We start from the raw sequence: 20,640 nt of genomic DNA on the forward strand, positions 1-20,640 counted from the left end.
ATCACGTACCGCGTTCAGATACCGCCTGCCTCGGTCTGGGCGGCACGGACGAACTTGCCGCCCTGCCACTGCCACTTGACCCCCTCCTGCTCGTCCGGGCAGCAGCTGGGTACGGCGGCCGAGGAGTAGCCGAGCAGGGTCGCCGTGATCGTGGCGTCACGCACGGCGAGCGCGCCGACGCTCTGCTTCTGTGCGGGCTCGACGAGGGTGGCGACCACCCGGGGGCCTGCGTCACGGGCGTTCGCGAGCACGTAGAGGCCGCTGGGCGGCGTGCCCGAGCCCGCGTCGCAGCGCGCGGCCACCACCGTCTCCGGGTTTCCGTCGCCGTCCAGGTCGCCCGTGGCCTTCTTGACGACCACGTTGCCGAGGCCGCCGCATTCGATGGGCAGCTGCACGGCCGCCGGGTCCGGTGCGGAGGCGGGTGCCGCTGCCGTCGTGGTCCCGGGGCCGCCGGCGGGCTGGGAGGCCGTCGCCGCGTCGGGCTGCACCAGTCCGGCGCCCGCCACCACCGCGGCCATCGCCGCCGCCGTGGCCAGCCAGTGCACCGGGTGGGCATGGGTGTGCGCGAGGTCCGGGGCGGCGACGGAGTTCTGCACGCGAGTGGTCTCCTGAGGGGCTGTGCCGGTGAGGGTGGCCAGCATCGTGCCATACGTCACACGCCACCGGAACAGCGGGGTCCGTAAGACTCGGGTAAAGAGGCGAACGGGCCGCCGCCCAACACGAGGACGCCGCCGCCGAGTTCCGTGCTGGGCACGGTAACTCGGCGGCGGCGTCAATGCGTTGGGCGGGTGAGCCGGCCGGACCGGTCAGCCCTTGTTGGGGCCCTCGTAGTCCTCGCCGTAGGCGCCCTTGGCGGGCCGCCGGCGGCGCATCGGGGGCTCGACGCCGTCGGCGAGGCGGCGGGCGGTGACCAGGAAGCCGGTGTGCCCGATCATCCGATGGTCGGGGCGCACGGCCAGGCCCTCGACGTGCCAGTTGCGGATCATCGACTCCCAGGGCTGCGGCTCGGCGAAGCAGCCGATCTCGCGGATGGACTCGACGGTGCGCGCGAGCTGGGTGGTGGTGGCGACGTAGCAGCACAGGATGCCGCCGGGGACGAGCGCCTTGGAGACGGCCTCGAGGCACTCCCAGGGGGCGAGCATGTCGAGGATGACCCGGTCGACGTCGGCGTCGGTCAGGTTGTCCTGGAGGTCGCCGACGGTGAGCTGCCACGCGGGGTGCGGGCCGCCGAAGTAGCGCTCGACGTTCGCCTGCGCGATCTCGGCGAAGTCCGCGCGGCGCTCGTAGGAGTGCAGCATGCCGTGGTCGCCGATGGCGCGCAGGAGGAAGCTGCTGAGCGAGCCCGAGCCGACCCCGGCCTCCACGACGCGGGCGCCGGGGAAGATGTCGGCGAAGGCCAGGATCTGCCCCGCGTCCTTGGGGTAGACCACGGCGGCGCCGCGGGGCATGGACAGGACGTAGTCGGGGAGCAGGGGGCGCAGCGCGAGGTAGGCGACGTTTCCCGTGGTTCGGACAACACTGCCCTCGGGAGCGCCGATCAGCTCGTCGTGCGGGAAGGAACCCTTGTGGGTGTGGAAGTTCTTCCCGGCCTCGAGCGTGAACGTGTAGTGGCGTCCCTTGGGGTCGGTGAGCTGGACCTGGTCCCCGACCTTGAAGGGCCCGCGACGGCGGGCGGCACCGGTCGGTTCGGACATGTGACCAGTGTATGGGGTTCAGGAACCGGGCCGTGCCATGGCTGCGACGAAGGCCCGCTCGACGTCCGCGGCGGACAGGACGCCGTAGATCTCGCCTGTCTCCTCCACGACGAGGTACTCGGTGGCGGGGGTGGCCCGCAGGGTGTCGAGCAGGGCTTCGCCGGCGAGTTCCGCGGGCACCTTCATCCCCTCGGTGAGGTCCTGTGCCAAGCCGCTGACCGCGACCCAGGGGCGGCGGTGTTCGGGAACGCCGACGATGGCCGCTTCGCGGACGAGACCGGTGGGGTCGCCGTGGCCGTCCACCACGACGAGGGCACGGGCTCCGGCCTCGTTGGCGCGGCGGAGCGCCTCCGACAGTGGGGTGCCGGACTCGACGGGCACGGCACGCCGGGTCAGAGCACGGGCGGCGAGTTCGGGCAGGTGCTCGCGCAGACGGGCCATCCGCAGGCTGTTGCCGGCGCCGGTCCAGATGATCGCGGCGAGGATGGCGGCGAGCAGGGCGTCGGTGACGGTCTCCATGCCGCCGATGTCCTCGGTGGAGTTCCCGAGGGCCCCGGTGTGGGTGAGCAGCGGCAGTCCGATGAGGACGGCGACGGCGAGCGCCCGGCCGACCCAGGCGGCGGCGACGGTGCCGGCCATGGGCCTGCCGGTGATCTTCCAGACGACGGCCCGCAGCATCCGGCCGCCGTCGAGGGGCAGACCGGGCAGCAGGTTGAAGGCGGCCACGATGAGGTTGGAGATCATCAGACCGGCGAGGAGCACCCCGGGCACGGTGCCCGGCTCCACCGCGTACAGACCGAGGTAGAAGACGCCTGCCAGGGCGAGCGAGAGGAGCGGTCCGACGAAGGCGAGCCAGAACTCACGGCCCGGGGTCTCCGTCTCCTTCTCGATCTCGGAGACGCCGCCGAAGAACTGCAGCTGGATGCGGCGCACCGGCAGTTTGAACCGGAGGGCCGCGACGGTGTGGGCCAGTTCGTGGACGAGGACCGAGGCGTAGAAGGCGACGGCGAAGAACAGGGACACGAGATAGCGCGCGTTGCCGAGCTCCGGCAGTACGCGGTCGAGCTGTCCGCCGAAGACCCAGGTGATCAGCGCGGCGACGACGAACCAGCTGGGGGCGACGTAGACGGGCACGCCGAAAGGGCGGCCCATGAGGAGGCCGCCGCCGGGTTCGGCGGGGCGTCGCGGTCTGCCGCCGCCGGACGGCTTGTCCGGCCCGGTCCCCGCCTGCTCGCGCTCACCGCTCGTGTCGTCCTCGTTCACGTGTTCCCTTCGTTCCGATGGTCACGTCGTGCGTCGCCCGCTCGGCATGATGCAGTGTTCGGGGTCTGTCGTCGATGGTATGCCGCTCGCTGTCAGTGGCGGGCCGTAGGGTCTGCGTCATGAGTACGAGCCAGCAGCCCGCGGAACCGGTCACGCCCGAGGCGGTGGACGGGTCCGCCCGGCGGACGCAGCCCACGTCGCTGTCGCCGTCACGCGCGAGCGACTTCATGCAGTGCCCGCTGCTCTACCGATTCCGGGTGATCGACCGGCTGCCCGAGAAGCCGAGCGAGGCGGCGACCCGCGGGACGCTGGTGCACGCGGTGCTGGAGCGGCTCTTCGACGACCCGGCGGCCGAGCGAACGGCGCCGCGCGCGAAGGCGATGATTCCCGGCCAGTGGAGCCGGCTGCTCGAGTCCCGGCCGGAGCTGGGCGAGCTGTTCGCGCAGGACGCGGACGGCGAGCGGCTGTCGCGCTGGCTGGGCGAGGCGGAGCAACTGGTGGAGCGGTGGTTCACGCTGGAGGACCCGACGCGGCTCGAGCCGGCCGAGCGCGAGATGTTCGTGGAGACGGAGCTGGAGTCGGGGCTGCGGCTGCGCGGGGTGATCGACCGGGTGGACATCGCACCGAGCGGCGAGGTGCGGATCGTCGACTACAAGACGGGCAAGGCCCCGCGTCCGGAGTACAGCGAGGGCGCGCTGTTCCAGATGAAGTTCTACGCGCTGGTGATCCGGCGTCTGAAGCAGGTGATGCCGCGTCGGCTGCAACTGGTCTATCTGGGCAGCGGTGATGTGCTGACGTACGACCCGGTGCCGGACGATCTGGAGCGCATGGAGCGCAAGTTGCTGGCGCTGTGGGAAGCGATCCGCCTGGCCACGGAGACAGGTGACTGGCGGCCGCGGCCGACGAAGCTGTGCGGCTGGTGCGACCACCAGTCGGTGTGTCCGGAATTCGGCGGCACTCCCCCGGTTTATCCGCTGCGTGTTTCCCCGCGCGCGTCGGCCGAGGATGGTCAGGGCAGAATGGGCCCGGTCTAAAGAAGGAGTACCCGTGGCTATCCGCGTCCTACTGGTCGACGACCAACCGCTGCTGCGCACCGGTTTCCGGATGATCCTCGAGGCCGAGCAGGACATCGCGGTGGTCGGTGAGGCCGGCGACGGTCTCCAGGCTCTCGACCAGGTGCGGGCGCTCCAGCCCGACGTGGTGCTGATGGACATCCGGATGCCGCGGATGGACGGCGTGGAGGCGACCCGGCAGATCACCGGACCGGGACGGGACGGCCCGGCGAAGGTCCTGGTGCTGACGACCTTCGACCTCGACGAGTACGTCGTGGAGGCGTTGCGGGCGGGCGCGAGCGGCTTTCTGCTGAAGGACGCGCCCGCGGGCGAGCTGGTCCAGGCGATCCGGGTGGTCGCGGCCGGCGAGGCCATGCTGGCGCCGAGCATCACCCGGCGTCTGCTCGACAAGTACGCCGACCATCTGCCGTCCGGCGAGGACCCGGTTCCGAACACGCTGCACACGCTGACCGACCGCGAGGTGGAGGTGCTCAAGCTGGTCGCGCGCGGGCTGTCCAACGCGGAGATCGCGGCGGACCTCTTCGTCAGCGAGACGACCGTCAAGACGCACGTCGGCCATGTGCTGACCAAGCTGAGTCTGCGCGACCGGGTCCAGGCGGCGGTGTACGCGTACGAGAGCGGTCTGGTGCGCCCCGGCGCCCAGTAGCCGGGGCCTGCCCGGGGCCGAACCGGCTCGGCCCCGGGCAGGTGCTCGAAGCAGCTGCCCGGGGCCGGTCGTCGATGTCGGCCGGGCCGCCCGGATCAGGCGGTGCCGCCCTTGGAGAGCTCCCACAGCTGGAGGTCGGAGCTCGAGTTCAGCACCCACTCGACGCCGGTGACGTCGTCGCGTGCCGCGACGAACTGCTTGCCCTGCCACAGCGGCAGCACGGGCACGTCGGCGGCGACTATTTCCTGCATCTGCTTGAAGGCCGGGGCAGCCGCCGTGCGGTCGACCTCACGCCGGGACTCGACGATGAGCGCACGGGCCTTCTCGCTCACATAGGGCGAGTTGAGGAAGTTGCCCTCACCGAGGAACGGCGCGGTGTAGTTGTCCGGGTCCGGGAAGTCGGGGAACCAGCCGAGCCCGTAGACGGCGTAGTCGCCGCGCTTCTGGGCGGGCCGGAACTTGGACCACTCGGTGCCCTCGATCCTGACGTCGAACAGCTTGCTCGCGTTCAGCTGGTCGCGGAGCGCCTCGAACTCCTTGGCCGTGCCCTCGCCGTAGTGGTCGGTGGTGTAGTGCAGCGTCAGCTTGACCGGGGTGTCGACACCGGCCCCGTTCAGCAGCGCGGCGGCCTTCTTCCGACTGGGCTCGCCGTACTTGTTGTAGAACGAGTTGGTGTGCGCGGAGATGCTCTTCGGGATGAGCGAGTAGAGCGGCTCCGCGGTGGCGCCGTACACCTCTTCGGCGATCTGACCGCGGTCGACGAGCGACGCGACGGCCTGCCGGACGGCCTTGTCCTTCACCGTCGGGTCGCTGGTGTCGAAGGCGAGGTAGCGGATCTCCAGGCCGGGCACCTCGGTGAGCTCGATGCCGTCCTTGGGGTTCTCCACCATGTCCTTGATCTGCTCCGGCGACATGGCGCGGGTCATCATGTCGATGTCGCCGGACTCGAGCGCTTTGCCCATCGCGTCGGCGTCGGGGAACGAGCGCAGGACCACCTTGTCGTTCTTGAGCTTAAGATCGCCCTTGTACTGCGGGTTCTTGGTGAAGACGACCTGGGAGATCTTGTCGCCGTCGGTCTCGGTCTTCATGGTGTACGGGCCGGAGCCGTCGACCTGGAACCCCTCGCGCAGCTTCTTCCCGTCGTACTTCTCCTTGCTGACGATGCCGGCGGCCGGCGTCGAGAGCTTGTACGGGAAGGTGGCGTCCGGTATGGCGAGATGGAAGATGATCTCGTCGTCGCCCTTGGTCTCGATGGTGTCGATGTTCGAGAGCAGGGCGGCGGTGCCGTTGTCGGCGTCGATGTCCAGGACACGCTGGACGGAGAACTTGACGTCCTCTGCGGTCACCGGGGTGCCGTCGGCGAACTGGAGGCCGCTGCGCAGCTTGCAGCGGTAGCTCTCGCTCACCGTGTCGGTGAAGATGCAGGACTCCGCCGCATCCGGCACGGGCTCGCCGCCGCCGCGCGGCGTGCGCATCAGGGTCTGCAGGGTCTGCCGCAGGACGTTCCAGGCACCGGTGTCGTAGGCGTAGGCCGGGTCCAGGGGTGCCGGGGCGTCCTCGCCGGCGACGAACTGGTCCGTGGTGCCCACGACTATGGCATCACCGCCGCCGGACCCGCCGTCCGTGCTGCCGCAGGCGACGAGCACGGGCGCGAGCAGGCTGACCACGGCCGGCAGCACCAAAGTCTTACGGTTCATCCTGGACGTTCTCCCTCATCCATCCGGCACTGTGATACAGCGATGTGTGCAAGACACTCCGCCGCATCCGCCTGGTCTGGGCGGTGCGATCGGGCCGGGGATACAGACGATCGGTCCGGTGTTTCCGGCAGCTGGGTGGCCGTCCGGGACACCGCGGGTGGTGCAGCGAAGCTCTCGGCGACGAGATTAGTCGGAACGCCAGGAAACCGTGAACGGGCCCGAGTTGGGCCGTGATCGCTGAGTGATCAGCGATGCCTGTGAGTAGATGGCTTCACCACGGAAGATTCGTGAACCTGGGCACCAATCAGGACACATCCTCCTGCCGGGCCCCCCTCGAACCAGGTGTCATAGACAAATCACCCGGGCCGGCACAGCACGCACAGTGACGAAGGTCACGCCGTACGAACACATCAGCGACCGGCTCGGCAATCTGCCGGCCGGTCGCGGAAAAGCATGTCGGGACTGCCCCGAGTCTTTCCGTTTCACAGAAACACGGGACAGGGCACGTATCACTGCCTGGCGCTGATCAGGGTGCGCAGAAACACCACGTCGACTTCCTCGAGGGAGGAGACGACGACCCGTCCGTCGGCCGGCCGGATCGGCGCCACCGAGGGGACGGCGACCACCCTGCAGCCTGCCGCCTCCGCGGCCGCCACGCCGGTGGCCGTGTCCTCCACGACGGCGCATCTCGCCGGCTCCGCGCCGAGGCCCTGGGCCGCGAGCAGATACGGGTCGGGGTGCGGCTTGGTACGCGGCACCTCGTCCCCGGCGACCGAGAGCGCGAAGTGCTGGGGGCCGAGTGAGGCGAGGATGCGGTCGATGATGCGCCGGTGCGAGGCGGATACCAAGGCGGTGGGCACATTGTGCGCGGCCAGTTCGGTGAGCAGCCGGGCAGCGCCCGGCATCAGGGGCACGCCCCGGCCGATCCGCTCCTCGAACTTGTCGTTGAGCAGCACGGTCAGTTCCGCAAGGGTGATGTCGGCGCCGGTTGCCTCGATGAGGTAGCCGGCGCTACGGGTCATCGGCCCGCCGACCACCACGTCCCGCCATGCCTCGTCCAGGCGGTGACCGAGGTCGGCGAAGACCTCCACCTCCGCGTCCCACCAGAAGCCCTCGGTGTCGACGAGGGTGCCGTCCATGTCGAGAAAGACGGCCTGCAGAGCGGCCGCTTCCGCCGAACGGGTGAGCGACGCGGGGACCGTGCTGGTCATAGGCACACCTCCGGGAGGGACGAGAAGGCCGGCCACCTGTCCCAGCGGCTGTTCCCGCGGGGACAGGCGACCGGCCTGCACTGGACCGACCAGTGTACGACGCGCCCGATCAGCGTGCGTTGAAATACTTCGCCTCGGGGTGGTGGATCACGATCGCGTCGGTGGACTGCTCGGGGTGGAGCTGGAACTCCTCCGACAGCTTCACCCCGATACGCTCCGGCTCGAGCAGCTCCGCGATCTTGGCGCGGTCCTCGAGGTCGGGGCACGCTCCGTAGCCGAGCGAGAACCGGGCGCCACGGTACTTCAGCGCGAACATGTCCTCGACCGCGGCCGGGTCCTCCCCGGCGAAGCCGAGTTCGGCGCGCACCCGGGCGTGCCAGTACTCGGCGAGGGCCTCGGCGAGCTGGACGGACAGACCGTGCAGTTCGAGGTACTCGCGGTAGGCGTTGGCCTCGAAGAGCTTGGCGGTCTCCTCACCGATCCGCGAGCCGACCGTGACCACCTGCAGACCGACCACGTCGGTCTCACCGGACTCCTCGGCCCGGAAGAAGTCGGCCAGGCACAGCCGGCGGCCGCGGCGCTGGCGCGGGAAGGTGAAGCGGGTCCGCTCCGAGCCGTCCTCGCCGAGGATGATCAGGTCGTCGCCCTTGGACACGCACGGGAAGTAGCCGTGGACGACGGCGGCTTCGAGGAGGTTGTCGGTCTGCAGACGGTCCAGAAGGCCGCGCAGCCGGGGCCGGCCCTCGGTCTCCACCAGTTCCTCGTACGAGGGGCCGTCGCCCGCCCGGGACTGCTTGAGTCCCCACTGGCCCTTGAACAGGGCGCCTTCGTCGAGCCAGGAGGCGTAGTCCTTGAGCGGAATGCCCTTGGCGACGCGGGTGCCCCAGAAGGGCGGGGTGGGCACCGGGTTGTCGGTGGCGACGTCGGAGCGGGCCGCGCCCTCCTCCGGGCGCTCCTCGACGACCGTCGTGGTGGCCCTGACCCTGCGCTGCTTGAGCTCGGGCAGGGCCGCGCCGGGTACACCGCGCTTGACGCCGATGAGGGCGTCCATCAGACGCAGGCCCTCGAACGCGTCGCGGGCGTAGCGGACTTCGCCCTCGTAGAGTTCGTGGAGGTCCTGCTCGACATAGGCGCGAGTGAGGGCCGCGCCGCCGAGGATGACCGGGTAGTCGGCGGCCATCTTGCGCTGGTTGAGCTCCTCCAGGTTCTCCTTCATGATCACCGTGGACTTGACCAGCAGGCCGGACATGCCGATGACGTCGGCCCTGTGCTCCCGGGCGGCGTCGAGGATCGCGGAGACGGGCTGCTTGATGCCGAGGTTGACGACGTTGTAGCCGTTGTTCGACAGGATGATGTCCACGAGGTTCTTGCCGATGTCGTGGACGTCGCCGCGAACGGTGGCCAGGACGATGGTGCCCTTGCCCTCCGCGTCCGACTTCTCCATGTGCGGCTCCAGGTGGGCGACCGCGAGCTTCATGACCTCGGCCGACTGCAGCACGAACGGCAGCTGCATCTGGCCGGAGCCGAAGAGCTCGCCGACGACCTTCATGCCCTCCAGCAGCGTGTCGTTGACGATGTCGAGCGCCGCACGCTCCGTGAGCGCCTCGTCCAGGTCCTTCTCGAGACCGTTCTTCTCGCCGTCGATGATGCGCCGCTGCAGCCGCTCGTCGAGCGGAAGCGCGGCCAATTCCTCGGCCTTGCCCGCCTTCAGCGACGTGGTGGTGGCGCCCTCGAACAGCTGCATCAGCTTCTGCAGCGGGTCGTACCCCTCGCTGCGGCGGTCGTAGATCAGGTCGAGGGCAGTGGTGACCTGCTCCTCGTCGAACCGCGCGATCGGCAGGATCTTCGAGGCGTGCACGATCGCCGAGTCAAGACCGGCCTTCACGCACTCGTCGAGGAAGACGGAGTTGAGCAGGATACGGGCGGCCGGGTTGAGGCCGAAGGAGATGTTCGACAGGCCCAGCGTGGTCTGCACGTCCGGGTGACGACGCTTCAGCTCACGGATGGCCTCGATGGTGTTGAGGCCGTCCTTGCGGGACTCCTCCTGACCGGTGCAGATGGTGAAGGTGAGCGTGTCCATGAGGATGTCCGACTCGTGGATCCCCCAGTTGCCGGTCAGGTCCTCGATGATGCGCTCGGCGATCGCGACCTTGTGCTCGGCCGTGCGGGCCTGGCCCTCCTCGTCGATCGTCAGCGCGATCAGCGCCGCACCGTGCTCCTTCGCCAGCCGCGTCACCTTGGCGAACCGGGACTCGGGCCCGTCGCCGTCCTCGTAGTTCACCGAGTTGATGACCGCACGGCCGCCCAGCTTCTCCAGACCCGCCCGGATCACGTCGACCTCGGTCGAGTCCAGCACGATCGGCAGCGTCGAGGCGGTCGCGAAGCGGCCGGCCAGCTCCTCCATGTCGGCCACACCGTCCCGGCCGACGTAGTCGACGCACAGGTCGAGCATGTGGGCGCCCTCGCGGATCTGGTCGCGAGCCATCTCCACGCAGTCGTCCCACCGGCCCGCCAGCATGGCCTCACGGAACTTCTTCGACCCGTTGGCGTTCGTCCGCTCCCCGATCGCCATGTACGCGGTGTCCTGACGGAAGGGCACCGTCTGGTACAGCGACGCCGCACCCGGCTCCGGACGCGGGTTCCGCGCGGACGGCTGCGTACCCCGCACCCGCTCCACCAGCTGACGCAGGTGCTCCGGCGTCGTGCCGCAGCAGCCACCCACCAGCGAGAGGCCGTAGTCGGTCACGAACTGCTCCTGGGCGTCTGCCAGTCCCTCCGGGCCGAGCGGGAAGTGCGCGCCGTCCTTGGTGAGCACCGGCAGACCCGCATTGGGCATGCACAGCAGCGGGATACGGGAGTGGCGCGTGAGGTAGCGCAGGTGCTCGCTCATCTCGGCGGGGCCGGTGGAGCAGTTCAGGCCGATCATGTCGACACCCAGGGGCTCCAGCGCGGTCAGCGCCGCGCCGATCTCGGAGCCGAGCAGCATCGTGCCGGTCGTCTCGAAGGCGAGCGAACACAGCAGCGGAAGGTCGGCGCCCGTCGCCTCCATGGCGCGGCGCGCGCCCAGGATCGCGGCCTTGGTCTGGAGCAGGTCCTGCGTCGTCTCCACCAGCAGCGCGTCCGCGCCACCGGCGATCAGGCCCTCCGCGTTCTGCTGGAAGCCGTCCCTGAGCACCGTGTAGGGGGCGTGCCCGAGGGTCGGCAGCTTGGTGCCGGGACCCATCGAGCCGAGCACCCAGCGCTGCTCTCCGGTGGAGGCGGTGTACTCGTCGGCCACCTCGCGGGCGATCCGCGCGCCGGACTCGGAGAGCTCGTACACCCGCTCCGCGATGTCGTACTCGCCCATGGCGGAGTGGTTGGCGCCGAAGGTGTTCGTCTCCACGCAGTCGACGCCGACCTCGAGGTAGGCGGCATGCACGGAGCGGACGATGTCGGGGCGGGTGACGTTGAGCACCTCGTTGCAGCCCTCGAGGTTCTGGAAGTCCTCGAGCGTCGGATCCTGCGCCTGGAGCATGGTGCCCATCGCGCCGTCTGCAACCACCACCCGGGTGGCGAGTGCTTCGCGCAGTGCGTCGATACGGGTCCGGCTGTCAGCGGAGGGGGTCGGCAACGAGGCCATGGATGCAGCTCCCTGGGATGCGACGGCTGTCGGCTTTGCGTCTTCCGGTGGAAGGCGCACCCAGCCAGAGTAGCCGGGCGGGCCGCCGACGCGTGGAGGTGTCCCACGGGGCGGACGGCGGCATGTCTCCGCCGTTTTCCGCAGGCCTTCAGCGCGAGATACTCGGTCCGCTATGACCGAGGTCGGCATCGACCGATAGTGTTCAGCATTGTCGAACCGTGTTTGCAGAAGGGCCGATCCGATGGCGAAGAACATCCAGTCACTTGAGCGGGCGGCCGCGATGCTGCGACTGCTCGCGGGCGGCGAACGCCGGCTGGGCCTGTCGGACATCGCCTCGTCGCTCGCCCTGGCCAAGGGTACGGCCCACGGCATCCTGCGGACCCTGCAGGCGGAGGGATTCGTCGAACAGGACGCCGCCTCCGGCCGCTACCAGCTGGGCGCCGAGCTGCTGCGGCTCGGCAACAGCTACCTGGACGTGCACGAGCTGCGGGCCCGCGCCCTGGTCTGGACGGACGACCTGGCCCGCTCCAGCGGGGAGAGCGTCCACCTCGGCGTACTGCACCAGCACGGTGTGCTGATCGTGCACCACGTCTTCCGGCCCGACGACAGCCGGCAGGTGCTCGAGGTGGGGGCCATGCAGCCGCTGCACTCCACCGCCCTCGGCAAGGTCCTCTCCGCCTTCGACCCGGTGGCACACACGGAAGCGCTGGAGGTCGACCGCAAGGCGTTCACCCCGCGGACCGTCACGGACATAGATGCCTTCGAGTCGGTACTCGACCACGCCCGGGCGCGCGGCTGGGCCGCCGATGTCGAGGAGACCTGGGAGGGCGTCGCCGCCGTCGCCGCGCCCATCCACGACCGCCGGCGGATGCCCGTGGGCGCCGTCGCCATCACGGGCGCCGTGGAGCGGGTCTGTGACGACGGGGAGCTCCGTTCCGAGCTGGTCGCGGCGGTGCGGGACTGCGCCCGCGCCGTTTCGAGGGATCTGGGCGCCGGGCGGTTCTGACCGGCCCGGCACACCGTCGGGTAACGATCCGGTTTTGGGCCGTACAACCCTTGACGTCGTGTTTACCGGGGGGCAAAACTGCCGTTCACCGGTCGGCATTGTCGAACACCTAACGGCAATACGCGCTAGAGTGTGACAACGCCAGGCCGGAAACGCCCTCACTGAGGGCGCGGACCACCGGAGGGACCCGGGGTTCGCCTTCCCCCTGGACGAAGGACAAAGGAGTCGCGGGTGTCCAACTCCGACATCTTCATCGGCGAGATCATCGGTACCGCCGTTCTCATCCTGCTCGGTGGCGGCGTTGTCGCTGCCGTCGTACTCAAGCGCTCAAAGGCGCAGAACGCCGGCTGGCTGGCCATCACCTTCGGGTGGGGCTTCGCGGTCATGACCGCGGTCTACATGACGGGCACCCTGTCCGGCGCCCACCTCAACCCGGCCGTAACGCTCGGCATCGCGATCAAGGACAACGACTGGGGCAACGTCCCGGTCTACATCGCAGGCCAGCTGCTCGGCGCCATGATCGGTGCGGCCCTGGTCTGGATCGCCTACTACGGACAGTTCCACGCGCACCTCACCGACCCCGAGATCGTGGGCGACCCGGCCGAGAAGGCCATCGAGGGTCCGCACGACGGAGGCGCGGCCAATGCGGGTCCCGTCCTCGGTGTCTTCTCCACCGGCCCGGAGATCCGCAACGTCTGGCAGAACCTCGCGACCGAGATCATCGGCACGGTCGTGCTGGTCCTGGCAGTGCTCACCCAGGGCCTCAACGAAAGCGGCAAGGGCCTCGGCCCGCTCGGCGCACTGATCGTCGCCTTCGTCGTCGTCGGTATCGGTCTCTCGCTCGGCGGCCCCACCGGCTACGCCATCAACCCCGCCCGCGACCTGGGCCCGCGCATCGTGCACGCCCTGCTCCCGCTGCCGAACAAGGGCGGCTCCGACTGGAGCTACGCCTGGATCCCCGTCGCCGGTCCGCTGATCGGTGCGGCTGTCGGAGCGGGTATCTACAACATCGCGTTCGCCTGAGCCGTACCAGCAGCACGAGCCGTACACCAAGAGACCTGAGCAGGAGCAGACCGTGACCGACGCACACACCACCGGGCCGTTCATCGCGGCCATCGACCAGGGCACCACCTCCAGCCGCTGCATCGTCTTCGACACGGACGGCCGGATCGTCGCCGTCGACCAGAAGGAGCACGAGCAGATCTTCCCGAAGCCGGGCTGGGTGGAGCACGACGCCGCCGAGATCTGGACCAACGTCCAGGAAGTCGTGGCGGGCGCCATCGACAAGGCCGGCATCACCGCCGCCGACGTCAAGGCGATCGGCATCACCAACCAGCGCGAGACGACGCTGCTGTGGGACAAGAACACCGGCGAGCCGGTCCACAACGCCATCGTCTGGCAGGACACCCGCACCGACGCCCTCTGCAAGGACCTCGGGCGCAACGTCGGCCAGGACCGCTTCCGCCGCGAGACCGGCCTTCCGCTGGCCTCGTACTTCGCCGGACCGAAGGCCCGCTGGCTGCTCGACAACGTCGAGGGGCTGCGCGAGCGCGCCGAGCGCGGCGAGATCCTCTTCGGCACCATGGACTCCTGGGTCATCTGGAACCTGACCGGCGGAGTCGACGGCGGCGTGCACGTCACCGACGTCACCAACGCCTCCCGCACCATGCTGATGAACCTGCACACCATGGAGTGGGACGACAAGATCCTGCAGTCCATGGAGGTCCCGGCGGCCATCCTCCCGGAGATCCGTTCCTCCGCCGAGGTCTACGGCCTCGCCAAGGGCGGCGTCCTGGACGGCGTCCCGGTCGCCTCCGCGCTGGGCGACCAGCAGGCGGCCCTGTTCGGCCAGACCTGTTTCTCGAAGGGCGAGGCCAAGTCCACCTACGGCACCGGCACCTTCATGCTGATGAACACCGGTGACGAGCCTGTCAACTCCTACAACGGCCTGCTGACCACCGTCGGCTACCGCATCGGCGACCAGAAGGCGGTGTACGCCCTCGAGGGCTCCATCGCCGTCACCGGTTCGCTAGTGCAGTGGATGCGCGACCAGATGGGCCTGATCAACTCCGCCGCCGAGATCGAGACCCTTGCCTCCTCCGTGGAGGACAACGGCGGCGCCTACTTCGTGCCGGCCTTCTCCGGTCTGTTCGCCCCGTACTGGCGCTCCGACGCCCGCGGTGTGATCGCCGGCCTGACCCGGTACGTCACCAAGGCGCACATCGCGCGCGCCGTTCTCGAGGCCACCGCCTGGCAGACCCGTGAGATCACCGACGCCATGACGAAGGACTCCGGCGTCGAGCTCACCGCGCTCAAGGTCGACGGCGGCATGACCTCCAACAACCTGCTGATGCAGACCCTCTCGGACTTCCTGGACGCCCCTGTGGTGCGCCCGATGGTCGCCGAGACGACCTGCCTCGGCGCTGCCTACGCCGCCGGCCTGGCCGTCGGCTTCTGGCCGGACACCGACGCGCTGCGCGCCAACTGGCGCAGGGCCGCCGAGTGGACCCCCCGCATGGACGCTGACAAGCGTGAGCGCGAGTACAAGAGCTGGCTCAAGGCCGTGGAGCGGACCATGGGCTGGCTCGACGAGGAAAACTGACGAGGAGCAAGAATGACCACCCTGCAGAGCGTCCCCTCCCCTGGGACGCACCCGGCCTCCGGCTCGGCTGTGTCTTCTCTCAAAGCAGCAAGCCGCGCCGAAACTCGGGAGCAGCTCTCCAAGGCGACGTACGACCTCCTGGTGATCGGCGGCGGCATCCTGGGCATCTCCACCGCCTGGCATGCGGCGCAGTCCGGGCTGCGGGTGGCCCTGGTGGACGCCGGCGACTTCGCCGGCGCCACCTCCTCCGCCTCGTCCAAGCTGCTGCACGGCGGACTGCGCTACCTGCAGACCGGTGCGGTGAAGCTGGTGGCGGAGAACCACTTCGAGCGGCGCGCGGTCTCCCGCCAGGTGGCCCCCCACCTGTCCAACCCGCTCACCTTCTACCTGCCCGTCTACAAGGGCGGTCCGCACGGTGCGGCCAAGCTCGGCGCGGGCGTCTTCGCCTACTCGGCGCTCTCCGCCTTCGGTGACGGCGTCGGCCACGTCATATCGGCAGCGAAGGCACAGCGGGACGTGCCGGAGCTGCGCACAGAGAACCTCAAGGCGGTCGCCGTCTACGGCGACGACCAGATGAACGACTCCCGAATGGCGCTGATGACGGTCCGCGCGGCCGCCGAGGCGGGTGCCACGGTCCTCAACCACGCCGAGGTCACCGGGTTGCGGTTCATCAAGGGCCGGGTCACCGGCGCCGAGCTCAAGGACCGCACCGACGGCACCGAGTTCGGCGTCACCGCCCGCCTCGTACTGAACGCCACCGGACCGTGGGTCGACCACCTGCGCCGGATGGAGGACCCGGACGCGGCCCCCTCCATCCGCCTCTCCAAGGGCGCGCACCTGGTGCTCAAGCGCACCTCGCCGTGGCGGGCGGCGCTCGCGACGCCGATCGACAAGTACCGCATCACGTTCGCCCTGCCGTGGGAGGACATGCTGCTGCTCGGTACGACCGACGAGGAGTACGAGGGCGACCCGGCGGACGTCGCGGTCAACGACAAGGACGTCACGCAGATCCTGGACGAGGCCGCGTTCTCGATCCGCGACCAGCAGCTCTCACGCGATCTGATCACGTACTCGTTCGCCGGTCTGCGGGTGCTGCCCGGCGGCCCCGGCGACACCTCGAAGGCCAAGCGCGAGACGGTCGTCACCGAGGGGCGCGGTGGGATGCTGTCGGTGGCCGGCGGCAAGTGGACCACCTTCCGCCACATCGGCCGTACGGTGATGAACAAGCTGGCGACCCTGCCGGGCCGCCCGCTCGCCGAGGACATGGAGCCGATCGAGCACCTGCCGAAGAAGCTGCCGCTTCCCGGCATCGCCAACCCGAACGCGGTCGCGCACCGGCTGCTCGTCGACGGCGGCACGCCCGGCCCGCGGATTGCCGCCGACACGGCCCGGCACCTCGCCACCCACTACGGCTCGCTGTCGTTCGACATCGCCCGCCTGGCGAACGAGGACCCGGCGCTGGCCGAGCGCATCCACCCGGACGCGCCGGAGATCTGGGCGCAGGTGGTCTACGCCCGCGACAACGAGTGGGCCGAGACGGCGGACGACGTGCTGCGCCGCCGTACGACGCTGACGATCCGGGGGCTCGCGACGGACGAGATCCGCAGCCGTGTGGAGGACGTGCTGAGGTCGCGGTGACGGCGTGACCTGATCGACGCTGTGAGGGCGGCTCCCCCCGGGGGCCGCCCTCACGGCCGTGCGGGGGCGACGTCGGGTCGTGACGGAACTCGACGCGCTGGGCGTGCGATTGGCGCGTCGCGAGGCGCTGACGCCTGCGGCGGACTCCTGCCGGCCCCGGCGCTGGGCCTTCCCGCGCACGGCGCCGTGGGCGCCTCCTCCCTGCGGTTCGCCGGTTCACCCGGCCGTGCACGGGGGCTGCGGCTGCAGACGGGGAAAGCCGTAAGGTTGGGACGTACGAAAGGGAACTTCGGAAGGAGGCACTGGGTGATCGAGCTCGAGGGAATGCCCGAGCTGATCGACCCGGTCATGGTGGCCGCGTTCGAGGGCTGGAACGACGCCGGCGACGCCGCCTCCACCGCGGTCGCTCACCTGGACCGGGAATGGAAGGGCGAGGTGTTCGCGGCGCTCGACGCCGAGGACTACTACGACTTCCAGGTCAACCGGCCCACGGTGTGGCTGGACGGCGGGGTACGGAAGATCACCTGGCCGACCACCCGGCTCTCGGTGGTCCGCGTCGGCGGCGACAAGCCCCGCGACCTCGTCCTGGTCCGCGGTATCGAACCGTCCATGCGCTGGCGTTCGTTCTGCAACGAGATCCTGGGCTTCGCCCATGAACTGGGTGTGGAGATGGTGGTGATCCTGGGCGCGCTGCTCGGCGACACCCCGCACACCCGTCCGGTGCCCGTCAGCGGGATCACGTCCGACCCGGACCTGGCGAGAACGATGGACCTCGAGGAGACCCGGTACGAGGGGCCGACCGGCATCGTCGGCATCCTCCAGGAGGCGTGCACCCATGCCGGCGTGCCTGCGGTGAGCCTGTGGGCGGCGGTGCCGCACTACGTGTCGCAACCGCCCAACCCCAAGGCGACGCTCGCCCTGCTCAACCGGCTGGAGGACCTCATCGGCCTCCGTATCCCGCTGGGCGAACTGGCTGAGGACGCACGGGCATGGCAACTCGGCGTCGACCAACTGGCCGCGGAGGACAGCGAGGTCGCCGAGTACGTCCAGACGCTGGAGGAGGCGCGCGACACCGCGGAGCTGCCGGAGGCCTCCGGTGAGGCCATCGCCCGCGAATTCGAGCGGTATCTGCGCCGACGCGACGGCGGAGGGCCGGGCGGTCACGCGACGGAAGGCGGCGACGGCAGTTCCTATCTGCGCGACCCGTCCGGGGGCCGCACCAAGCCGCCGATGCCGCCACGACCGGAGCCGGAGGCCCGCCCCGACGGCGAGGGCGACGGAGAGGGCGACGGAGACAGTGACACCGGCGGCCCGAAGGGCTAGCCCGAGGACTGAACACACGATGGGGTGGTGCCGGCCGGCACCACCCCATCGGTCGTCAGCAGCGCATCCGCTGCCGGTAGTTGCTCCTAGAGCGCCACTCCGAGCAGCGCGTCGACCGCGCGGGACACGAGCCCCGGTGCGCCCTCGTCCGAGCCGCCTGCCGACTGCTGGAGCGCGGCCCAGCGGTCGACCGCCGCGAGTGCCGACGGCGCGTCGAGGTCGTCGGCGAGGGCCTCGCGGATCTCCTCGAGCAGAGCGTCGGCGGACGGCCCGTCGGGCCGGGACACGGCCGCGCGCCAGCGCCCGAGGCGCTCCACCGCGTCCCTCAGAACGTCGTCGGTCCACTCCCAGTCGGCCCGGTAGTGGTGCGACAGCAGCGCGAGCCGTATCGCGGCGGGGTCCACGCCGTCGCGGCGCAGCTTGGAGACGAAGACGAGGTTGCCCTTGGACTTGGACATCTTCTCGCCGTCGAGGGCGACCATGCCCGCGTGAACATAGGCCTTGGCGAAGGGGTGTTCGCCGGTGATGGCCTGGGCGTGCGAGGCGCCCATCTCGTGGTGCGGGAAGGCGAGGTCGGAGCCGCCGCCCTGGACGTCGAAGCCCATGCCGAGGTGGTCGAGCGCGATGGCGACGCACTCGATGTGCCAGCCGGGCCGGCCGCGGCCGAGCGAAGCGCCGTCCCAGCTCGGCTCGCCCTCGCGAGCGGCCATCCACAGCATCGGGTCGAGCGGGTTCTTCTTGCCGGGGCGCTCGGGGTCGCCGCCCCGTTCGGCGGACAGCAGCCGCATCGCCTCCGCATCGAGCCGGGACACCTCGCCGAAGTGCGGGTCTGACTCGACGGAGAAATAGACGTCGCCCTCCAGCTCGTACGCGGCGCCGGCGTCACGGAGCCGCTCCACCAGTGGGACGATGCCGGGTATCGCCTCGACCGCGCCGATGTAGTGGCGCGGCGGCAGCATCCGCAGTGCGGTCATGTCCTCGCGGAACAGGGCGGTCTCGCGCTCGGCGAGCTCGGTCCAGTCGTGCCCGTCGCGGATCGCCCGCTCGAGCAGTGGGTCGTCCACGTCCGTGACGTTCTGGACGTAGTGAACCTGCCGCTTGGTGTCGAGCCACACGCGCTGGACGAGGTCGAACGCGTTGTAGGTCGCCGCGTGACCCATGTGGGTCGCGTCGTACGGTGTGATGCCGCAGACGTAGATACGGGCGACGGGACCGGGGTCGAGGGTCACCAGACCGTCGGTCGCGGTGTCGTGGATCCGGAGGTCGCGGCCCTTGCCGGGCAGGGCGGGGACCTCAGAAGCGGGCCAGGCATGCATGCCATGAGCCTAACCGGACGCCGCTTCCGCATACGAACCGGATCAGTACTCATGGCCGGTTGGGCACTCTTGCGCTCCGGCCCTCGATGTGCCGCCCGGCGCCCGGGCCCTGATCCACGGGAGGGGGTCTACACGGGCGGCCAGGGAATCGCGGGCCAGTCCCCCGAGGGGACTGGGTGCACACCCGACGCGAGCAGCGCGGCGACCCTGGCCCCGACGGCGGCCACCTCCGCGGCGGTGAGCAGTTCCGCCAGTCGGGTGGCGAGCGGTCCGCCGTCGGCCAGGGCGGCGGCCAAGGCCGTCAGCGTCTCCTTGGCCTCCGGCGCCAGCGGCTCCCCCGCCCAGCCCCACAGCAGGGTGCGCAGCTTGTCGTGGACGTTGAAGGTGACACCGTGGTCGATCGCGTAGAGGCTGCCGTCCGCGGTGGGCAGCAGATGGCCCCCCTTGCGGTCACCGTTGTTGATCACCGCGTCGAGGACGGCGAGCCTGCGCAGCCGCACGTCGTCCGCGTGGACGAGCAGCGCCGTACGGCCCTCGCCCACCTCGGCGAAACCGACCGCCTTCCAACCCTCGCCCGGCTCCTCGTCCTCGACGAGCGCCAGCAGATCGGCCTCCGGGTCCGCCTCTATCCACAGCTGGACCATGCCCTCGCCGTACGGGCCGTCGCGCAGGACGGTGGGCGGGACCAGGCCCCAGCCGGTCGCCTCGGAGAGTTCGTAGGCCGCGACCTCGCGCTGTGCGAGGGTGCCGTCGGGAAAGTCCCACAGCGGGCGCTCCCCGGCGACGGGCTTGTAGACGCAGTGGACTTCCTCGTCCTCGAGCGAAACCGTGCAGTAGAGCACCGCGTTGGACGCCTCGCGCAACCTGCCGCGCACGGTCAGTTCGCCCTTGGCCAGCAGTGTGAGCACATCGGTCGTGCTCACTCGCCGCGTCGGTATCCGTTCTGGCGCGGGCATACGTGTCCTTCCGGATCCAGGGGCAGGCTGCACAGCGGGCACGGCGGCCGGCCGGCGTTCACCACGTCCAGTGCGCGCTTGGCGAACGCCCTGGCCTGTGCGCCGGTGAGCCGGACCCGCAGCATCGGCGGGCCGTTCTCCTCGTCCTGCAGCAGCCGCTCCTCGGCCTCCGCGAGGTCCTCCTCGGAGTCGGCCTCGAGCTCGACGAGCGCCTGCGCCTCGACGATCATGCGCTGTTCCTCGCCGTCCCATGCCAGCGCCATGGTGCCGACGCGGAACTCCTCCTCGACCGGGTTGTCGAGCGGCGCGGTGTCGGCCACGTCGGCCGGGGCGACGGCGGGCACCGGGGCGTTGCCGCCGGTGCGGCGCACCACCTCGTCCAGCAGTTCGTCGATCCGCTCTGCGAGGGCGGCCACCTGCGTCTTCTCCAGGGCCACGCTGGTGACGCGCCCTGCGGCGGAAGCCTGCAGGAAGAACGTACGGCGGCCAGGCAGCCCGACCGTACCGGCCACGAAGCGGTCCGGCGGGTCGTAGAGGAACACCTGACGGGACACGTTCTGTCTCCCTTTGGATCGTCGGGTCGGTCGGTTTCCGAG

16 protein-coding genes are annotated in these 20,640 nt (G+C 70.2%); 7 read left to right on the forward strand and 9 right to left on the reverse strand.

Features of this window, described 5'->3' with window-relative positions:
* Positions 1 to 14: 14 nt before the first annotated feature.
* The 3 genes from IE198_RS09815 to IE198_RS09825 form a co-directional block, all read right to left on the reverse strand.
* Positions 15 to 641, reverse strand: a complete 627-nt coding sequence (locus IE198_RS09815; RefSeq protein ID WP_189885107.1) for a hypothetical protein — start codon at positions 639 to 641, stop codon at positions 15 to 17.
* Between the two features lie 165 nt (positions 642 to 806).
* Positions 807 to 1,694, reverse strand: a complete 888-nt coding sequence (locus IE198_RS09820) for a tRNA (adenine-N1)-methyltransferase (RefSeq protein WP_005319518.1) — start codon at positions 1,692 to 1,694, stop codon at positions 807 to 809.
* 18 nt (positions 1,695 to 1,712) lie between these two features.
* Positions 1,713 to 2,957, reverse strand: coding sequence for a site-2 protease family protein (locus IE198_RS09825; RefSeq protein ID WP_189884834.1), 1,245 nt, complete (start codon positions 2,955 to 2,957; stop codon positions 1,713 to 1,715).
* A gap of 74 nt (positions 2,958 to 3,031) precedes the next feature.
* Between IE198_RS09825 and IE198_RS09830 the strand changes: the two genes are divergently transcribed.
* Both IE198_RS09830 and IE198_RS09835 read left to right on the forward strand, forming a co-directional pair.
* The gene (locus tag IE198_RS09830; RefSeq protein ID WP_189884836.1) at positions 3,032 to 3,991 is read left to right on the forward strand and encodes a RecB family exonuclease; all 960 of its coding nucleotides are present in this window, start codon (positions 3,032 to 3,034) and stop codon (positions 3,989 to 3,991) included.
* 13 nt (positions 3,992 to 4,004) lie between these two features.
* Positions 4,005 to 4,676, forward strand: coding sequence for a response regulator (locus IE198_RS09835; RefSeq protein ID WP_100106338.1), 672 nt, complete (start codon positions 4,005 to 4,007; stop codon positions 4,674 to 4,676).
* A 95-nt stretch (positions 4,677 to 4,771) separates the two neighbouring features.
* Here the strand turns inward: IE198_RS09835 and IE198_RS09840 are convergent, their stop codons facing one another.
* The 3 genes from IE198_RS09840 to metH all read right to left on the reverse strand — a co-directional run bounded on the left by IE198_RS09840 (position 4,772) and on the right by metH (position 11,203).
* Positions 4,772 to 6,373, reverse strand: a complete 1,602-nt coding sequence (locus IE198_RS09840) for an ABC transporter substrate-binding protein (protein WP_189884838.1) — start codon at positions 6,371 to 6,373, stop codon at positions 4,772 to 4,774.
* A gap of 509 nt (positions 6,374 to 6,882) precedes the next feature.
* Positions 6,883 to 7,584 (reverse strand): HAD family hydrolase, encoded by a 702-nt coding sequence (locus IE198_RS09845; RefSeq protein WP_100106340.1) that lies wholly within the window; start codon positions 7,582 to 7,584, stop codon positions 6,883 to 6,885.
* 109 nt (positions 7,585 to 7,693) lie between these two features.
* Positions 7,694 to 11,203 carry a methionine synthase gene (gene metH / locus IE198_RS09850; protein WP_189884840.1) on the reverse strand — a complete coding sequence of 1,170 codons (3,510 nt, stop codon included), beginning with the start codon at positions 11,201 to 11,203 and terminating at the stop codon, positions 7,694 to 7,696.
* A gap of 241 nt (positions 11,204 to 11,444) precedes the next feature.
* Here metH and IE198_RS09855 point away from each other — a divergent pair, with 241 nt between their 5' ends.
* The 5 genes from IE198_RS09855 to IE198_RS09875 all read left to right on the forward strand — a co-directional run bounded on the left by IE198_RS09855 (position 11,445) and on the right by IE198_RS09875 (position 17,772).
* Entirely contained in the window at positions 11,445 to 12,209 is a 765-nt protein-coding gene (locus IE198_RS09855) for an IclR family transcriptional regulator (protein ID WP_189884842.1), read from the forward strand.
* 231 nt (positions 12,210 to 12,440) lie between these two features.
* The gene (locus IE198_RS09860; protein WP_189884843.1) at positions 12,441 to 13,232 is read left to right on the forward strand and encodes an MIP/aquaporin family protein; all 792 of its coding nucleotides are present in this window, start codon (positions 12,441 to 12,443) and stop codon (positions 13,230 to 13,232) included.
* 52 nt (positions 13,233 to 13,284) lie between these two features.
* Positions 13,285 to 14,811, forward strand: a complete 1,527-nt coding sequence (gene glpK / locus IE198_RS09865; protein WP_189884845.1) for a glycerol kinase GlpK — start codon at positions 13,285 to 13,287, stop codon at positions 14,809 to 14,811.
* A 12-nt stretch (positions 14,812 to 14,823) separates the two neighbouring features.
* The gene (locus IE198_RS09870) at positions 14,824 to 16,449 is read left to right on the forward strand and encodes a glycerol-3-phosphate dehydrogenase/oxidase (protein ID WP_189884847.1); all 1,626 of its coding nucleotides are present in this window, start codon (positions 14,824 to 14,826) and stop codon (positions 16,447 to 16,449) included.
* A 306-nt stretch (positions 16,450 to 16,755) separates the two neighbouring features.
* Positions 16,756 to 17,772, forward strand: coding sequence for a PAC2 family protein (locus IE198_RS09875; RefSeq protein ID WP_189884849.1), 1,017 nt, complete (start codon positions 16,756 to 16,758; stop codon positions 17,770 to 17,772).
* An 86-nt stretch (positions 17,773 to 17,858) separates the two neighbouring features.
* Here IE198_RS09875 and mshC read toward each other — a convergent pair whose 3' ends face one another.
* The 3 genes from mshC to IE198_RS09890 all read right to left on the reverse strand — a co-directional run bounded on the left by mshC (position 17,859) and on the right by IE198_RS09890 (position 20,598).
* Positions 17,859 to 19,088, reverse strand: a complete 1,230-nt coding sequence (gene mshC / locus IE198_RS09880) for a cysteine--1-D-myo-inosityl 2-amino-2-deoxy-alpha-D-glucopyranoside ligase (protein WP_189884851.1) — start codon at positions 19,086 to 19,088, stop codon at positions 17,859 to 17,861.
* 128 nt (positions 19,089 to 19,216) lie between these two features.
* Complete coding sequence (locus tag IE198_RS09885; protein ID WP_189884853.1) at positions 19,217 to 20,044, reverse strand: SCO1664 family protein; 828 nt, start codon at positions 20,042 to 20,044, stop codon at positions 19,217 to 19,219.
* Positions 20,008 to 20,598, reverse strand: a complete 591-nt coding sequence (locus IE198_RS09890) for a DUF3090 domain-containing protein (protein WP_189884855.1) — start codon at positions 20,596 to 20,598, stop codon at positions 20,008 to 20,010. Before IE198_RS09890 ends, IE198_RS09885 begins: the two co-directional genes overlap by 37 nt.
* Positions 20,599 to 20,640 lie beyond the last annotated feature (42 nt).

It is taken from the genome of Streptomyces xantholiticus, assembly GCF_014651015.1.
Classification (GTDB): domain Bacteria; phylum Actinomycetota; class Actinomycetes; order Streptomycetales; family Streptomycetaceae; genus Streptomyces; species Streptomyces xantholiticus.

Excerpts from the sequence above, each read along its gene's own strand:
- IE198_RS09885 (WP_189884853.1), bottom strand. The coding sequence starts at position 20,044 with ATGCCCGCGCCAGAACGGATACCGACGCGGCGAGTGAGCACGACCGAT.
- IE198_RS09870 (WP_189884847.1), top strand. The coding sequence starts at position 14,824 with ATGACCACCCTGCAGAGCGTCCCCTCCCCTGGGACGCACCCGGCCTCC.
- IE198_RS09820 (WP_005319518.1), bottom strand. The coding sequence starts at position 1,694 with ATGTCCGAACCGACCGGTGCCGCCCGCCGTCGCGGGCCCTTCAAGGTC.
- IE198_RS09855 (WP_189884842.1), top strand. The coding sequence starts at position 11,445 with ATGGCGAAGAACATCCAGTCACTTGAGCGGGCGGCCGCGATGCTGCGA.
- metH (WP_189884840.1), bottom strand. The coding sequence starts at position 11,203 with ATGGCCTCGTTGCCGACCCCCTCCGCTGACAGCCGGACCCGTATCGAC.
- IE198_RS09840 (WP_189884838.1), bottom strand. The coding sequence starts at position 6,373 with ATGAACCGTAAGACTTTGGTGCTGCCGGCCGTGGTCAGCCTGCTCGCG.
- IE198_RS09830 (WP_189884836.1), top strand. The coding sequence starts at position 3,032 with ATGGTATGCCGCTCGCTGTCAGTGGCGGGCCGTAGGGTCTGCGTCATG.
- mshC (WP_189884851.1), bottom strand. The coding sequence starts at position 19,088 with ATGCATGCCTGGCCCGCTTCTGAGGTCCCCGCCCTGCCCGGCAAGGGC.
- IE198_RS09815 (WP_189885107.1), bottom strand. The coding sequence starts at position 641 with ATGCTGGCCACCCTCACCGGCACAGCCCCTCAGGAGACCACTCGCGTG.
- IE198_RS09845 (WP_100106340.1), bottom strand. The coding sequence starts at position 7,584 with ATGACCAGCACGGTCCCCGCGTCGCTCACCCGTTCGGCGGAAGCGGCC.